This window comes from Citrobacter farmeri (assembly GCF_019048065.1).
Lineage (GTDB): Bacteria > Pseudomonadota > Gammaproteobacteria > Enterobacterales > Enterobacteriaceae > Citrobacter_A > Citrobacter_A farmeri.
Map to the genome: position 1 here is coordinate 3,420,831 of NZ_CP077291.1, position 16,388 is coordinate 3,437,218.

General features: G+C 54.6%; 14 protein-coding genes and 1 other annotated feature. Of the genes, 4 read left to right on the forward strand and 10 right to left on the reverse strand.

Annotated features, from left to right (window positions below):
* Positions 1–192 precede the first annotated feature (192 nt).
* On the forward strand, positions 193–672 hold the full coding sequence (ybaK, locus tag I6L53_RS16095; RefSeq protein WP_042324410.1) for a Cys-tRNA(Pro)/Cys-tRNA(Cys) deacylase YbaK: 480 nt from the start codon (positions 193–195) through the stop codon (positions 670–672).
* A gap of 97 nt (positions 673–769) precedes the next feature.
* Here ybaK and ushA read toward each other — a convergent pair whose 3' ends face one another.
* Positions 770–2,422 (reverse strand): bifunctional UDP-sugar hydrolase/5'-nucleotidase UshA, encoded by a 1,653-nt coding sequence (ushA, locus tag I6L53_RS16100; protein ID WP_042324412.1) that lies wholly within the window; start codon positions 2,420–2,422, stop codon positions 770–772.
* Between the two features lie 173 nt (positions 2,423–2,595).
* Here ushA and fsr point away from each other — a divergent pair, with 173 nt between their 5' ends.
* Both fsr and ybaL read left to right on the forward strand, forming a co-directional pair.
* Positions 2,596–3,816 (forward strand): fosmidomycin MFS transporter, encoded by a 1,221-nt coding sequence (gene fsr, locus I6L53_RS16105; RefSeq protein ID WP_042324414.1) that lies wholly within the window; start codon positions 2,596–2,598, stop codon positions 3,814–3,816.
* A gap of 214 nt (positions 3,817–4,030) precedes the next feature.
* Positions 4,031–5,707: a YbaL family putative K(+) efflux transporter gene (ybaL, locus tag I6L53_RS16110; RefSeq protein ID WP_042324417.1), complete on the forward strand. Its 1,677-nt coding sequence runs from the start codon at positions 4,031–4,033 to the stop codon at positions 5,705–5,707.
* Between the two features lie 119 nt (positions 5,708–5,826).
* On the opposite strand, the gene gsk is transcribed toward ybaL, so the two are convergent.
* A complete protein-coding gene (gene gsk / locus I6L53_RS16115) occupies positions 5,827–7,131 on the reverse strand; it encodes an inosine/guanosine kinase (protein ID WP_042324420.1) in 1,305 nt (434 codons plus the stop codon).
* A 141-nt stretch (positions 7,132–7,272) separates the two neighbouring features.
* Here gsk and aes point away from each other — a divergent pair, with 141 nt between their 5' ends.
* Positions 7,273–8,244, forward strand: coding sequence for an acetyl esterase (aes, locus tag I6L53_RS16120; RefSeq protein WP_042324422.1), 972 nt, complete (start codon positions 7,273–7,275; stop codon positions 8,242–8,244).
* On the opposite strand, the gene hemH is transcribed toward aes, so the two are convergent.
* The 8 genes from hemH to I6L53_RS16160 all read right to left on the reverse strand — a co-directional run bounded on the left by hemH (position 8,245) and on the right by I6L53_RS16160 (position 16,345).
* Positions 8,245–9,207 (reverse strand): ferrochelatase, encoded by a 963-nt coding sequence (gene hemH / locus I6L53_RS16125; protein WP_042324424.1) that lies wholly within the window; start codon positions 9,205–9,207, stop codon positions 8,245–8,247.
* 181 nt (positions 9,208–9,388) lie between these two features.
* Positions 9,389–10,033, reverse strand: coding sequence for an adenylate kinase (gene adk, locus I6L53_RS16130; RefSeq protein WP_042324426.1), 645 nt, complete (start codon positions 10,031–10,033; stop codon positions 9,389–9,391).
* Positions 10,034–10,258: 225 nt separating this feature from the next.
* The gene (gene htpG, locus I6L53_RS16135; RefSeq protein ID WP_042324428.1) at positions 10,259–12,133 is read right to left on the reverse strand and encodes a molecular chaperone HtpG; all 1,875 of its coding nucleotides are present in this window, start codon (positions 12,131–12,133) and stop codon (positions 10,259–10,261) included.
* A 111-nt stretch (positions 12,134–12,244) separates the two neighbouring features.
* Complete coding sequence (recR, locus tag I6L53_RS16140) at positions 12,245–12,850, reverse strand: recombination mediator RecR (RefSeq protein WP_042324431.1); 606 nt, start codon at positions 12,848–12,850, stop codon at positions 12,245–12,247.
* Positions 12,850–13,179 (reverse strand): YbaB/EbfC family nucleoid-associated protein, encoded by a 330-nt coding sequence (locus tag I6L53_RS16145; RefSeq protein ID WP_042324433.1) that lies wholly within the window; start codon positions 13,177–13,179, stop codon positions 12,850–12,852. The genes recR and I6L53_RS16145 overlap by 1 nt, the downstream gene beginning before the upstream one ends.
* A gap of 53 nt (positions 13,180–13,232) precedes the next feature.
* Complete coding sequence (gene dnaX / locus I6L53_RS16150) at positions 13,233–15,161, reverse strand: DNA polymerase III subunit gamma/tau (RefSeq protein WP_042324435.1); 1,929 nt, start codon at positions 15,159–15,161, stop codon at positions 13,233–13,235.
* Positions 13,836–13,900, reverse strand: a sequence feature (DnaX frameshifting element). It overlaps the preceding gene by 65 nt.
* A gap of 112 nt (positions 15,162–15,273) precedes the next feature.
* Entirely contained in the window at positions 15,274–15,825 is a 552-nt protein-coding gene (gene apt / locus I6L53_RS16155) for an adenine phosphoribosyltransferase (RefSeq protein WP_042324437.1), read from the reverse strand.
* Positions 15,826–15,967: 142 nt separating this feature from the next.
* Positions 15,968–16,345, reverse strand: a complete 378-nt coding sequence (locus I6L53_RS16160; protein WP_042324439.1) for a DUF454 family protein — start codon at positions 16,343–16,345, stop codon at positions 15,968–15,970.
* Positions 16,346–16,388: the final 43 nt, after the last annotated feature.

The window sequence follows — 16,388 nt, forward strand, 5'->3', positions numbered from 1 at the left end:
CAATATTTCTATTGGCCCGTCAAAGAGGAATTTCATCATTATTATTATGCCGCCGCTTAACGCGTCGGTGTATGTCGATTGTCGCTCAAACTCTGCATCCTGCCAACCTAATTGCGCAAGATGGTACTATTTTTTAGACAATCATCAGAGGTACGCTTGACATGTCATTTGGTTTAGCCAGGAATAATTACTATGACACCCGCTGTTAACTTACTCGAAAAAAACAAAATTACGTACAGGATCCACACCTACGATCACGATCCCGCCGAAACCAACTTTGGTGACGAGGTGGTGCGCAAATTAGGGTTGAATGCCGATCGGGTGTACAAAACGCTGCTGGTCGCGGTGAATGGGGATATGAAACACCTGGCGGTTGCGGTTACCCCCGTGGCCGGACAGTTGGATTTGAAAAAAGTCGCCAAAGCGCTCGGCGCAAAAAAGGTCGATATGGCCGATCCGCTGGTTGCGCAACGCACTACCGGGTATCTGGTCGGCGGCATTAGTCCGCTGGGACAGAAAAAACGCCTGCCGACGCTTATTGATGCGCCAGCCCAGACGTTTGACACCATTTTTGTCTCAGGCGGCAAACGTGGACTGGACATTGAACTGGCGGCGGGCGATCTGGCCGCTATTCTGCAGGCTAAATTCGCCGATATCGCCCGCCGGGATTAAACGTGTATGGCGCCGGAGGGCGATGCAAGCGTCGTATCCGACCTACGCCGCTCTCTGTATAAGCCCGGAAGGGTAGCGCCACCGGGCACAAGAGCGGTTACTGCCAGCTCACCTCATTATTTGGCGCATAAGTACTCGCCTCCAGCGGTGAATTTTTCTGGATGTACTCCTTCAGCACTTCCGCATCGATAAACCCGGTATTGACGTAGCCTGGCTTGTTATCAATACGCGGATAACCGTCGCCCCCGGTCGCGTTAAAACTGAGCGTCGCCATACGGTAGGTTTTCGCCGGGTCAACCGGCTCTCCGTTGATTTTCAGATCGTTGAGCTTGCCGTCTTTGGCGACAAAACTGACGTTAGCAAACTGCGGATAGGCACCGGAATCCGGCTTCATCTGCGCCACGGCCGTCAGGTAGTCCGTTACGTCCTTGCCGTTCATATCGGCATACACGACAACATTGCCAAACGGTTGCACCTTTAGCACGCTTTTATAGGTGATATCTCCACCTTCGATCGAATCACGAATTCCACCGCCACTCATGACGCCGAAATCCGCCCCGGTGCGCGCCATTTGCGCAGCCAGAATCAGATGCCCCATGTTGGTCTGTACAAAGCGGACCTTGCTGCGATCGCCTTCCAGACGGTCATTCACCGCACCGATTTTCACATCCAACTGGGCTTTCCCTTTATTCTGGAACGGTGACAACAGTGAGAGCATCTGCGCATTCTCAACAATTTCAGGGGTGTAAAGTACGTGCTCACTTTTCCCGTCTTCCCAGGTCACTTTCTTCTTCAGGTTCACCGGGATTAGCTGATAGTTGACCATTTTCATCTCGCCGTTACGGAACTCAAAGTCCGCGCGACCAACGTATTTTCCCCACTCGTGAGCCTGTACAATCCAGATCCCGTTCTGCTTGTCCGGCGCGCACGGCGTACCGGGGACATAATCCACCTGTTTTTTGTTTTCTGCCGCCATGCATACCGGGTCCTGTGAGTGACCACCCACAATCATCGCCAGCGCCCCCTCTGGCAGACTGCGCGCCATTTCGACGTCGCCCGGCGCGTTCGAACCGTGGTTTCCGTTGTCATAGTGCCCCATATGGGTGGTCGCAATAATGACGTCAGGCTTTTCATTCATCTGCAATTCCTGAATCACCACCTTTGCCTCTTCCGCTGGTTTGCGAAATTCGATGTCGGTGAAGAATTCAGGGTTGCCGATCTTCGCCGTGTCATCGGTAGTCAGACCGATAACCGCGATTTTCAGATCCTGACGCTTAAAGATGGCCCAGGGTTTAAACAGGCGCTCGCCGGTACTTTTCTGGTAGATATTGGCCGAGAGAAACGGGAACTTCGCCCACTTTTCCTGCTGACGCAGGACGGTGAGCGGATTATCAAATTCATGGTTGCCGACCGCCATCGCGTCATAACCAATCAGGTTCATCCCGCGAAAGTCTGGCTCAGCATCCTGTAGATCCGATTCAGGAACGCCGGTGTTGATGTCACCACCGGACAACAGCAGAACACTTCCCCCTTCGGCAGCAACCTCCCGACGAATCCCGTCCACCAGTGTTTTTTGCGCCGACAGGCCGTATTCACCGTATTCACTGCGCCAGAAATGGCCATGATGATCGTTAGTATGCAGAATGGTGATTTTATAGGTTTTATCTTTTTCAAAAGCCTGAACAGGCTGACTTGCCAGCGCGAATGCAGCGAACAGTGCCAACGCCACACCCCGTTTCAAAAATTTCATGTTTCTCTCCCTGATTCCTTCACTCGGCTGAAATTACAATTATCTGAAATAATAGTCGAATAAGTTTTCAGAATTGAGACTTCCTTCAAACCTCGTCCGCAGGTATGTTAGTCAGGTAATAATCACAATGACGATATTCCCCTACATCGCAAATCAAACAGAAGTGACTTTCTATGGCAATGAGTGAACAAACCCAGCCAGCACCTGGTGCGTCTGCACCAGTCGCTAAAGCGCGTACGTCGTTCGGCATTTTAGGTGCAATTAGCCTTTCTCACCTGCTTAACGATATGATCCAGTCGTTGATTCTGGCGATCTATCCGCTGTTACAGTCCGAATTCTCACTGACCTTTATGCAGATAGGGATGATCACCCTGACCTTCCAGTTGGCCTCTTCGCTGCTGCAGCCGGTGGTCGGCTACTGGACCGATAAGTACCCGATGCCGTGGTCGCTGCCGATTGGCATGTGCTTCACGTTGAGCGGTCTGGTGCTGTTGGCCATGGCGGGCAGTTTTGGCACCGTTCTGCTTGCCGCCGCGCTGGTCGGAACCGGCTCTTCGGTATTCCATCCGGAATCCTCCCGCGTGGCGCGTATGGCTTCGGGCGGACGTCACGGTCTTGCCCAGTCCATCTTCCAGGTCGGCGGTAACTTCGGCAGTTCCCTTGGTCCATTGCTGGCAGCAGTGATCATCGCCCCTTACGGCAAAGGTAACGTGGCCTGGTTTGTTCTCGCCGCCCTGTTGGCGATTGTGGTACTGGCTCAGATTAGCCGCTGGTACGCCGCACAGCATCGTATGAGCAAGGGAAAACCCAAAGCGACGGTTATCAATCCACTGCCGCGTAACAAGGTGGTCCTCGCTGTCAGTGTCCTGCTGATCCTGATTTTCTCTAAATACTTCTATATGGCGAGCATCAGCAGCTATTACACCTTTTATCTGATGCAAAAATTCGGATTATCGGTACAAAACGCGCAGTTTCACCTCTTTGCCTTCCTGTTTGCGGTCGCGGCAGGAACGGTAATCGGCGGGCCTTTAGGTGATAAGATTGGCAGAAAATATGTGATTTGGGGCTCTATCCTCGGCGTTGCGCCGTTTACGCTGATTTTACCTTATGCCACTCTGCACTGGACCGGAATTTTAACGGTGATCATTGGTTTTATCCTCGCATCAGCGTTTTCTGCCATTCTGGTCTATGCCCAGGAGCTGCTGCCGGGTCGTATCGGCATGGTTTCTGGTCTGTTTTTTGGTTTTGCCTTCGGGATGGGTGGCCTGGGAGCCGCCGTGTTAGGTCTGCTCGCAGACCACACCAGCATCGAGTTAGTCTATAAAATCTGTGCTTTCCTACCACTTTTGGGGATACTGACCATATTCTTACCTGATAACCGGCATAAAGCCTGAGTTTCCTGCGGCTAAAGCTAAACTTTAGCCGCACGCTACGCCTGTTGTCATAAGCCTTTTCTCTGTTTCCTGCCCATTCGTTTTCCGATCCGTGCCTTTTTCGCCCCAAATTGCAGTTTTCTTCAAAATTCAATAATTATTCATAAACATAATAGTCAAAATTGTCATAAACTATTACCTGGAATTTTGGAAATCAGCTACCAAAGGAGACGGAATGCATCACGCCACCCCGCTTATCACCACCATTGTTGGCGGCCTTGTGCTCGCTTTTATACTCGGCATGCTTGCCAATAAACTACGTATTTCTCCTCTGGTGGGATATTTGTTAGCGGGCGTTCTGGCTGGTCCTTTTACCCCTGGCTTTGTGGCTGATACGAAACTTGCGCCGGAGCTCGCAGAGCTTGGCGTTATTCTGTTGATGTTTGGCGTCGGTTTGCACTTTTCGCTGAAGGACCTGATGGCGGTAAAGTCGATAGCCATTCCCGGCGCGATCGCTCAGATAGCCGTAGCGACGTTGTTGGGTATGGCACTTTCCGCCATGATGGGTTGGTCTCTGATGACCGGCATCGTCTTTGGTTTATGTCTTTCAACCGCCAGTACCGTGGTGCTGCTGCGCGCGCTTGAAGAACGACAGCTGGTCGACAGTCAGCGAGGGCAGATTGCCATCGGCTGGCTGATCGTTGAAGATCTGGTGATGGTGCTGACGCTGGTACTGCTGCCCGCCGTGGCCGGGATGATGGAAAAAGGCAACGTCGGTTTCGCCTCCCTGGCGGTCGACATGGGCATTACCATTGGTAAAGTTATCGCCTTTATCGCCATTATGATGCTGGTAGGTCGCCGTCTGGTGCCGTGGATTATGGCGCGCAGTGCGGCAACCGGCTCCCGTGAGCTGTTTACCCTTTCCGTGCTGGCACTGGCATTAGGTATCGCGTTCGGTGCCGTTGAACTGTTCGACGTCTCCTTCGCGTTGGGCGCATTCTTTGCCGGGATGGTACTGAATGAATCCGAACTGAGCCACCGTGCAGCCCACGATACCCTGCCGCTGCGCGACGCGTTTGCTGTCCTGTTCTTTGTTTCCGTTGGCATGCTGTTTGACCCGCTGATTCTCATCCAACAGCCGCTGGCCGTGCTGGCAACGCTTGCCATTATTATCTTTGGTAAGTCGGTCGCCGCCTTCTTCCTGGTGCGTCTGTTTGGGCACTCGCCGCGTACTGCGCTGACCATCGCCGCCAGCCTGGCGCAGATTGGTGAGTTTGCCTTTATTCTCGCCGGTCTGGGGATGGCGCTGAACCTGCTGCCACAGGAAGGGCAAAATCTGGTACTGGCGGGGGCGATTCTGTCAATTATGCTCAACCCGGTGCTGTTTGCCCTGCTGGAAAAATATCTGGCAAAAACCGAGACACTGGAAGAACAGACGCTGGAAGAGGCCATCGAGGAAGAGAAGCAAATTCCGGTGGATATCTGTAACCATGCGCTGCTGGTCGGATTTGGCCGCGTCGGCAGCCTGCTCGGTGAAAAACTGATGGCCGCAGGTATTCCGTTAGTGGTTATCGAAACCTCACGGACACGCGTGGATGAACTGCGCGAACGCGGGATCCGCGCTGTGCTGGGAAATGCGGCCAACGAAGAGATTATGACTCTGGCGCACCTGGATTGCGCCCGCTGGCTGATCCTTACTATCCCGAATGGCTATGAGGCCGGCGAAATTGTTGCCTCTGCCCGCGAGAAGTGCCCGAATATTGAGATTATCGCCCGGGCGCATTATGACGATGAAGTGGAGTACATTACCGAACGCGGCGCCAACCAGGTGGTGATGGGCGAACGCGAGATCGCCCGTACCATGCTGGAACTGTTAGAAACGCCGCCTGCAGGTGAAGTGGTGACGGGGTGACCGTCGTTGCATCGACTCGTTTGCCTGATGGAGCTTCGCCTATCAGGCCTACGTGATTACACAGATAATGGTAGCAGTAGGCCGGATAAGGCGTTTACGCCGCCATCCGGCATAATGACTTAACGATCCCAGTACGACTCTTCGAGGCTATCCTCACGCTCCGGCAGTCCACGCGTCAGACGCGGAGAGTGCTGGTTCAGTACCTGATAACTCACGCGATTAGCATATTTGCACACCTGGGCCAATGACGAATAGGTCAGCCAGGTGAACTTATGCTTGCTGGAATTCGGTACATTCGAACGATGGTAGCTGTTGGCAGTAATATCATGCAGCAGCGCCGCCAGCGCGCCGTCGCCTGCGCCGTTGGTATTCATGATCTTTTCCGGCCCGCCCATATACGGGGCGATATGCGAATAGACGCGCAGCGGATTACGACAGTCTTTATGACGCATCGCGCGGCTGAATTCATACTGGTTAAATTCGGCAATCGCCCCCGGCAGCAGCGGGTGCTGGGTTTTGCGTTTGGCTTCCTCTTCGGTAAAGCCCGCCATGTACAGCCCTACCGGTCCGGCAGTACACAGTACCAGATCGACCCAGTCCAGCGCTTTATCAGACGCCAGCAGCGGATCGTTTTCACCGGTTAGCGCTTCGGCCTCTTCTTCATTCATCGCCAGAATTGAGACATTCTCTTTGAGGAAATCCTGCCACCACTGCGGGTTATCGGCGATAACAAATTTGGTTCCAAGCGTCAGCACCACCGGCACATTGTGCTTTTTAGCGTACTCAATGGCCTTCATCGTCGCTTCCGGCATCGGTTCGCCCGGCTTGCAGCGTACAAGATAGGAGGTCAACACCAGCGCCGATGCCCCGGCAATCACCGATTCCGGAATGCTTTCCGCGCGCAGTTGGTTCATGTACCCTGGGCTGATAGCGAAGGTACGCTCGCCGGACTCGCCAATCAGGGTAAAGCAACGGCCAATCGGCCCGTCAACGCCCTGCAAATAGTTGAGGTCGGTCCGGCTGGAAGTGTTGCACAGATAGCGGTAGGCGTAACTGCCAATCTCAATGTTGCTGCACATCACCCCCAGCAACACCGAACGGTCATCGGCCAGCACGGAGTAGTTGTGCATAGTGTTGCCAATGGTACCACCAGCAAACTGATGGGTGATCAGATTGTCACGAACCAGTTCCCGGTACAACGCCTCCGCCACGTCGTCCTCAATCACCAGTGAATGCCCGGCACTCAGTCCATAACGTTGCACAAATGCATCATCCACTTTCGCTTCAATATCCACCAGCGTCTGATCGATCCCCACCACCCATGCGGCGCTGGTTTCGTTTTCAGGCTGGATTTGTTGCAGAAGCGGATCGCGTGCGTTGACGGGGAAATAATGTTTGGATTTGCGTTTACCGGGAAATTTCATGGCTGTTTTTACGGGTGACTAACTGAGCGGTGCATGGTAGCACATTCCCCCCGCAACGGCAGAGTTTCAATATCGGACGAATGGATCGCAGTTTCCACGGCGGAAGTTTTTACAATGGGCCGATTTCACAAGGAGCGTTTTATGAAACCGGAAAACAAACTTCCCGTACTGGCGCGCATTTCAGATGAGATGAAGGCGGTGCTGAATGTCCGGCAGGACGATCTGCCGCCCTGGCCGTCCGCCGATGACGTGGTGGCTATGCGCCAACACTACATTCTTGAACGCCGCTTCTGGAACGCGGATGCACCACAAATGCCAACGCGGGAATACACCATCCCCACGCGCTGGGGAGAAGTGACAACGCGCCTGTACAGCCCAACGCAAGACAGTCAGGCCACGCTGTTCTATCTGCACGGCGGCGGTTTTATTCTCGGCAATCTGGATACCCATGACCGCATCATGCGCCTGCTGGCAAGCTATACCCAGTGCACGGTGATTGGCATCGACTATTCCCTCTCGCCTGAAGCGCGTTTTCCGCAGGCCATTGAAGAGACCATTACCGCCTGTCAGTTCTTTTATCAGCAGGCAGACGACTATCAGGTGAATATGACGCGGATTGGCTTTGCCGGTGATTCCGCTGGCGCGATGCTGGCACTCGCCAGCGCGCTGTGGCTGCGCGATAAGCCTATCTCCTGCGGGAAAGTGGCAGGTGTGCTGTTGTGGTATGGCCTGTATGGCTTACAGGACTCGGTGAGTCGTCGGCTGATGGGCGGCGACTGGGATGGTCTCAGCCGCCAGGATTTGGAGATGTACGAAAATGCGTATCTGCGAAATACTGACGATCGCGAGTCGCCGTACTATTGCCTGTTCAACAACGACCTGACGCATGAGATACCGCCCTGCTTTATCGCCGGAGCAGAGTTTGACCCGCTGATCGACGACAGTCGCCTGCTCTTCCAGACGCTGGCGGCGCACCAGCAGCCCTGCGAATACAAAATGTATCCCGGCACACTGCACGCCTTTCTGCATTACTCACGCATAATGAAATCTGCCGATGACGCATTGCGCGATGGCGCGCGTTTCTTTACTCAGCAGATAAGCGCGCAGCGTTAGTTAGCGGTACGCGGCCGTCAGTTTTAGCATCATATCGATATGTTCCGGTGCTGCATTCAGCGCCGGAATATATTCATACTTTTTGCCGCCCGCTTCGAGGAAGATCTCTTTATTCTGCACCGCAATTTCTTCCAGCGTCTCCAGACAATCCGCCGCGAAGCCCGGACACATCACCTGAACATGTGCCGTCCCCTTCTCGCCTAACATTTTCAGCGTTTCGTCGGTGTAAGGCGTCAGCCACGGCTCACGACCAAAACGCGACTGGAAGGTCATCATCACCTTCTCCGGCGGCAGACCGAGCGCAGAGACCAGCTCACGAGTGGTGTCGCGACAGCGCTGCGGATAGTCGTCGCCTTCATCAGCAAAACGCTGGGGGATACCGTGATACGACAGCAGCAGTAAATCCGGTTCGCCATGTTTGGCAAACGAGGTGCGCGCGCTGTTCGCCAGCGCGTCGATATAGGCGCTGTCATCGGCATAATCACGAATAAACGAGATCCCCGGAAGACGGCGTTTCCGCGCCAGAATACGCGCCAGTTCATCCCAGACGGCGGCAACGGTGGAGCAGGAATACTGCGGGTACAGCGGCAGCACGATAATGTGATCAACATGGTTCGCCAGCAGCTCGTCCACTGCGCTTTCCAGCGACGGCGAGCCATAGCTCATACCCAGTGCAACCGGCGTATCCGGTAATCGCGCAGCAAGTGCCTGCTGCTGTTGACGGCTATAAACCATCAGCGGCGAGCCGCCTTCCATCCAGACAGACTGATAAAGCTTTGCCACGCGCGGAGCACGCAGCGGCAAAATAACACCGCGAAGTAACGGCCACCACAACACCCGAGGCGTATCGACAACGCGTTTATCGCTTAAGAATTGTCGGAGATAGCGTGTTACCGCCGCCGGAGTGGGGGCTTCGGGGGTTCCAAGATTTGCCAGCAGGATACCGGTTTTCGTTTGACGCATTACCGCCTCTTATCGATTCAAATTGTTGATAATTGTAGCGGAAAAGCGAGTAAGAAGAACTAATTGCTGTGAGAGGTAAGACGAGAATTTGCCTGATGGCGCTACGCTTATCAGGCCTACAAAGCAGGAATACAGTTGTAGGCCGGATAAGGTGCTTGCACCGCCATCCGGCAGAACGGCCTTAGCCGAGAATTTTTTCCAGAGCAGCGCGCACTTCAGCGACGGCCTGAGTCCCGTCAACTTTCGCGTATTGGGTATTGCCCGCGGCCGCTTCTTTCTGATAGTAACCAATCAGCGGCGCCGTCATCTGATGATATTCCACCAGACGTTTACGCACGGTCTCTTCCTGGTCATCTTTACGGGTGGTCAGCTCTTCGCCGGTCACATCGTCTTTCCCTTCCACTTTTGGTGGGTTGAATTTGATGTGGTAAACACGACCAGAAGCAGCATGCACGCGACGACCGACGATACGATCAACGATCAGCTCATCCGGCACGTCAAATTCGAGAACATAATCCACTACGATACCCGCGTCTTTCATGGCATCAGCCTGTGGAATCGTGCGTGGGAAACCATCTAACAGAAAACCGTTACGGCAATCTTCCTGCGCGATACGCTCTTTTACCAGCGCGATCACCAACTCATCCGTCACCAGTTTACCGGCGTCCATGATGTCTTTCGCTTGTTTACCCAGCTCGGAGCCAGATTTCACGGCGGCACGCAGCATATCACCGGTGGAGATTTGCGGAATACCATACTTCTCCATGATGAACTGAGCCTGAGTTCCTTTACCCGCGCCCGGAGCGCCAAGCAGAATGATACGCATTACGAAAATCCCCTTAAAGGTTGTCGATATTTTTAAAAAAGCGCTAAACGATACCACCATCACGCATTTGTCTCAAGGAAGCGGGGTAAGGCTGAAACGGTTAATGAGGGGAAGATGCGCGAAAAAAAAGCCGGATGGCGGTGCAAGCACCTTATCCGGCCTACAAAAACAGCTTTAACCGTAGGCCGGATAAGCGTCAGCGCCATCCGGCACTACAAGCCGTTATCAGGAAACCAGCAGTTGGTTCATACGGCGGATGAACTGGTTTGGATCTTCGAGCGTGCCGCGCTCAGCAAACAGCGCCTGATCCAGCAGCAGTTCAACCCACTCGTTGAACTTCGCGTCGTCCTGGGTCTCAGCTGTGCGTTTCACCAGCACGTGGTCCGGGTTAAGTTCAAAGATGTATTTCACTTCCGGCACGTTCTGACCCGCAGCGGCAAACAGTTTCGCCATCTGGGTGCTCATTTCGTCCGCGTCGGTAGTGACAATCGCCGGCGTATCGGTCAGACGATGCGTCAGACGCACGTCTTTTACCCGGTCGCCCAGCAGGGTTTTCACACGCTCCACGAACGGCGTCAGCGCTTTTTCCGCTTCTTTCGCGCTTTCATCAACCTCATCGGCCAGCTTGTCGATCGACTCGTCCGCTTTGGCGACGGACTGGAACGCCTTACCATCGAACTCGGTCAGGTAGTTCATCATCCACTCGTCAATGCGATCGGAAAGCAGCAGTACTTCGATGCCTTTCTTACGCAGCAGTTCCAGATGCGGGCTGCTTTTCGCCGCTGCATAGCTGTCTGCGGTGATGTAGTAGATTTTCTCCTGCCCTTCTTTCATGCGGGAGACGTAGTCTTCCAGAGAGACCGTCTGCGCAGAAGAGTCGGTATGCGTTGACGCGAAACGCATCAGTTTGGCGATGGTTTCCTGGTTAGCGTGATCTTCCGCCGGACCTTCTTTCATCACCAGACCGAACTGCTGCCAGAACGTCTGGTATTTTTCCGCGTCGTCTTTCGCCAGTTTTTCCAGCATTTGCAGAACACGTTTGGTCAACGCGCTACGCAGATTGCGAGTAACGCTGCTGTCCTGCAGGATCTCACGAGAGACGTTCAGCGGCAGATCGTTAGAGTCGATAAGCCCTCGCACGAAGCGCAGGTAGTTCGGCATGAACTGCTCGGCGTCGTCCATGATAAAGACGCGCTGAACATACAGTTTCAGACCGTGCTTGTGATCGCGGTTCCACATGTCCCACGGCGCCTGAGACGGGATATACAGCAGGCTGGTGTACTCCTGCTTCCCTTCCACACGGTTGTGGCTCCAGGTCAGCGGATCGGTAAAATCATGCGCGATATGCTTGTAAAACTCGTTGTACTCGTCGTCTTTGATTTCCGACTTGTTACGGGTCCACAGCGCCTGAGCCTTGTTGATTTTCTCCCAGGAAACGACGGTTTCGCCATCTTTCTCTTCCTGTTTTTCAATCTCAACCGGCAGTGCGATATGGTCGGAATATTTGCTGATGATGGAACGTACGCGCCAGTCATCGAGGAACTCGTCTTCCCCTTCACGCAGATGCAGCGTGATTTCCGTTCCGCGATCGTCTTTGGTGATATCACCAACGGTGTATTCACCTTCGCCAGCCGACTCCCAGAACACGCCATTCTCCGGCTTGTCGCCCGCGGCGCGCGTGCGGACCGTCACTTTATCCGCCACGATAAACGCGGAATAGAAGCCAACCCCAAACTGGCCGATCAATTGGCTGTCTTTCGCCTGATCGGAGCCCATAGATTCGAGGAAAGATTTGGTCCCGGACTTCGCAATGGTCCCCAGATGATCAATCACATCATCACGGTTCATCCCCACGCCGTTATCGGCAATGGTCAACGTACGCTTATCTTTATCGAAGGAGACGCGCACGCGCAGTTCACCGTCGCCTTCATAGAGGTCCGGGTTCGACAGCGCGCGAAAACGCAGCTTGTCTGCCGCATCGGAGGCGTTAGAGATAAGCTCACGCAGGAAGATTTCTTTATTGGAATACAGAGAATGGATCATCAGATGCAGAAGTTGTTTTACCTCTGACTGAAACCCACGAGTTTCTTGTCCTTTCATGTAGATCTACCTCAACAATGCCATTTTTAATGGTAAAAAACACGTTGTGAGGGAAATGGGGACAACCGCGGGGGATTTCAAGCGGAGGTCGCGAGCGCAACCTCCGTTTGGTCAGAATTTAATCTTGTGACGTCCTGCCAGAGAATGTGACAGCGTGGTGCCGTCCACCATCTCCAGTTCACCGCCGACCGGCACACCGTGGGCGATACGGCTGGCGTCAACGCCATACTGCGCGCAGAGCTCCGCAATGTAGTTCGCCGTGGCTTCCCCTTCAACCGTTGGGTTGGTCGCGAGAATCACTTCACTTAGCGGCTCTGAAGAGAGGCGTTGCTCGAGTCTGTCGAGACCGATATCATCCGGCCCGATGCCGTCAAGCGGCGACAAATGCCCCATCAGCACGAAGTAGCGCCCGGAAAACTGCCCGGTCTGCTCAATCGCGTAGATATCCGCCGGACTCTCGACCACGCAAATCTGGCCGTTTTCCTGGCGACGCGGATTCGAACAAATATTGCAGACATCCTGTTCAGTGAAGGTGCGGCAATCGGCACAGTGGCCGATTTCCGACATTGCCCGGGTGAGCGCTTGCGCCAGGCGCATCCCGCCGCTGCGGTCACGCTGAAGCAGCGTAAACGCCATGCGCTGCGCCGATTTCGGACCAACGCCCGGCAGACAGCGCAGTGCTTCCATAAGCTGAGTTAACAGCGGGCTGGTTTGCATCAGAACGGCATCTTAAAGCCTGGCGGCAACTGCATACCGGAGGAAACAGAGGCCATCTTCTCTTTCTGGGTCTCTTCAATGCGACGGGCAGCATCGTTGAACGCGGCAGCAACCAGATCTTCCAGCATCTCTTTGTCATCTTCGAGCAGGCTTGGGTCGATCTCCACGCGACGGCAGTTATGCGCGCCATTGATGGTCACTTTCACCAGACCTGCGCCGGATTCACCGGTCACTTCCAGCCTGGCGATTTCTTCCTGCATCTGCTGCATTTTTTCCTGCATCTGCTGGGCCTGCTTCATCAGGTTACCCAGACCGCCTTTACCAAACATAGGCTTCTCTCTCAATCACGTTAAGGGATGACAATCATAAGCGTCGCTTACGATCAAATGGGGCGGATACTCTCTTCATCCAGTTCCGCATCGAAGAATCGACGCAGGGTCTGGATGTTGTTATCCGCAACTATCGACTCGCGCGCCTGCGCAAGTTTCTCTTCATAAATCGCCTGACGCCACTCCAGCGGCGTTCGCACCGCCGGATTATCATCTTCTACGATGGTCAGTTCAACCGTTGATCCTGTCAGCGCACTCAGCGCTTCCGCCAGCTTTTGCTGCGCGCCGCTGGAATTCAGGTGACGCTGGCTGGAACGTAAATGCAGACAGATTGCACTGCCGTTCTCTTCTTTCCAGGCATTGAGCGCGACCTGCTCAACCAGTTTTGGCAGTGAAAGCTGACTCACCTGCGCCGCCCATGGGTCGCGTTCAATCGCTTCTGCCGCCAGCCTGGCTGCAAGTTCCGGCGTTTTCTCATGCTCCAGCGCTTTCTTCAGCGCCTTCGGCGTCGCCACGACCTCTTTCACTTCAGCAACCGGTGTGGTCGCCTTCCAGCGATAAGCTTCTTTCTTCGCCGGAGCTTGTTCGAGCGCAGACGGCGCAGGACGAGCCTGCACGCGTTCTGATACCGAAGCCAGTCTTTCCAGCGCAGCGTTATTCACCGGCCGCGCGCGGGATGCGGCTGCCGGTTCACTCTTTTTTGCTTTGGTTGCTCCCTGCGCACGTTGCAGTTGGTTGCGCGCCGCCAGTACCTGACTGGTGGATTCCGGCAGAGGCACCGCCGGAGCCGGGTGCGCAGGTGTAGACTGCTGCGGCGCCTGAGTCGGCGTCATCACCGCCGTTGGCGCGACAGGGGCGAAAGATTGTCGCGGAACCTCAGGTTCCGGAAGCGGCATACGGGGGTGAAACGCCAGCGCCCGCAGTAAGGTCATTTCAACGCCCATACGTCTGTCCGGCGCGTACGGCAGTTCTTTACGGCCAATCAGCAGCGTCTGGTAATAAAGCTGGACGTCAGCAGGCGGCACGATGCGCGCCAGTTCACGCATGCGCACTTCAATCGCCGCCATGTCGTTGCCCAGCGCAGCAGGAGATAGCTGGACCAGCGCGATACGATGCAGCAGTCCCAGCATTTCAACCAGCAGCGCTTCCCACTCGATACCCCGCGCAGCGGCCTCGTTGACCAGTGTCATCACCTTCTCACCGTCGGCGGCTATCACCGCTTCAACCAGCGACAGGGCCTGATCGTCATCCAGCGTGCCGAGCATCGTGCTCACCGCCTGGGTAGAAACCTGACCATCACCGCTGGCAATCGCCTGATCGGTCAAACTCAACGCATCACGCAGGCTGCCATCCGCCGCGCGGGAAAGCAGTTGCAACGCACGCGGTTCATGGGCGATCTGCTCTTCGTTAAGGATGTGTTCAAGCTGATGGCGGATCTGATCAACATCCAGCGCCTTAAGATGGAACTGCAGGCAGCGAGACAAAATGGTCACCGGCAGCTTCTGCGGATCGGTTGTCGCCAGCAGGAATTTGACGTGCGACGGCGGCTCCTCAAGCGTTTTGAGCAGCGCGTTAAAACTGTGGCGAGACAGCATGTGCACTTCGTCGATCAGATAGACTTTGAATCGACCGCGCGCCGGTGCGTACTGGACGTTATCCAGCAGGTCTCGGGTATCTTCAACTTTGGTGCGCGAGGCGGCATCGATCTCGATCAGATCGACAAACCGCCCCTGCTCGATTTCACGGCAGTTATCACACACGCCGCAGGGCGTGGCGGTAATGCCGGTTTCGCAATTCAGTCCCTTTGCCAACAGGCGGGCAATGGAGGTTTTACCGACACCCCGGGTACCGGAAAAAAGATATGCGTGGTGAATACGCCCTAACGACAAGCCGTTCGCCAGTGCGGTCAGCACATGTTCCTGGCCGACGACGTCAGCAAAGGTCTGTGGGCGCCATTTTCGGGCTAAAACCTGATAACTCATTGGCTGGCTCTGAAACGCTGGAAGGTGGATTCATAGGGGGGAATGCTAACACAACCTCGCTAATTCAGCGAGGTCATGTCTTCAGGTAATACGTCAGGTGCTGTTGAGCCGATCAGTGTCCCGGGAATGGAACGAGGCTGTAGCAATTGATGCCCTGTTGTGCCAGGCGCTGTTCGCCACCAAGGTCAAACAGATTGATGATGAACGCCGCGTCGGTCACTTCGCCGCCCAGGCGACGGATCAGCTTTACGGTCGCTTCAATCGTGCCGCCGGTCGCCAGCAGATCGTCAACCACCAGCACTTTGTCACCGGCCTGGATCGCATCAACGTGGATTTCCAGCTGATCGGTACCGTATTCCAGTTCATAGCTTTCAGCGATTGTTTCACGCGGCAGTTTACGCGGTTTACGCACTGGCACAAAGCCAACGCCCAGACCCAACGCTACCGGCGCGCCAAACAGAAAGCCGCGTGCTTCGGTACCGACAACTTTGGTAATGCTTGCATTTTTGTAACGCTCAACCAGCAATTCGATGCTGAGCGCATAAGCTTTCGGATCTTCCAGTAAGCTGGTGACATCACGGAAAAGAATGCCCGGTTTCGGGTAGTCCTGAATGCTTTTAATGCTATTTTTGAGAAACTCAAGCTGCTGTGCAGTCGCGGTCATAAGTTAGTGCCTGATTGATACGGTGTTACTTCACGGCGCAGAGAAAAACGGGACTAAAGTGACTTTAACCCAACGCGCCTGTGCTCGAAAACGGTCGAATTTACTGGCTACCGCCCACAATTGCAACCGCAATTATTACGCTTCAGTGCTTTTGTTGCTTTTCGTCAATCACCGGTATTCGCCACATAAATATCAGCAGACAGACCAGGATTACCAGTAGCAGGATCCGCACCCACCACATCGGCGTTAGCCACAGCGATACCGCGAAGGTGATGAGAATCATCACGATCGCGCGGGGCTTAACGCCCGGCGGCATGGCCTTGTATTTCTGCCAGAATCGCAAATAGCTGCCAAACCACGAGCGGTAGAGTAACCAGTCATGGAAACGCGGCGATGAGCGGGCAAAGCACCAGGCAGCCAGTAAGATAAACGGTGTCGTCGGCAATACAGGCAACACGACGCCCAGCGTTCCCAGCACAACCGCCAGCCAACCCGTGATGATTAAAAGGATTCGTTGCATAATAAAGGCATATCGCAAACCAGAACGCTACTTTAGCATAACA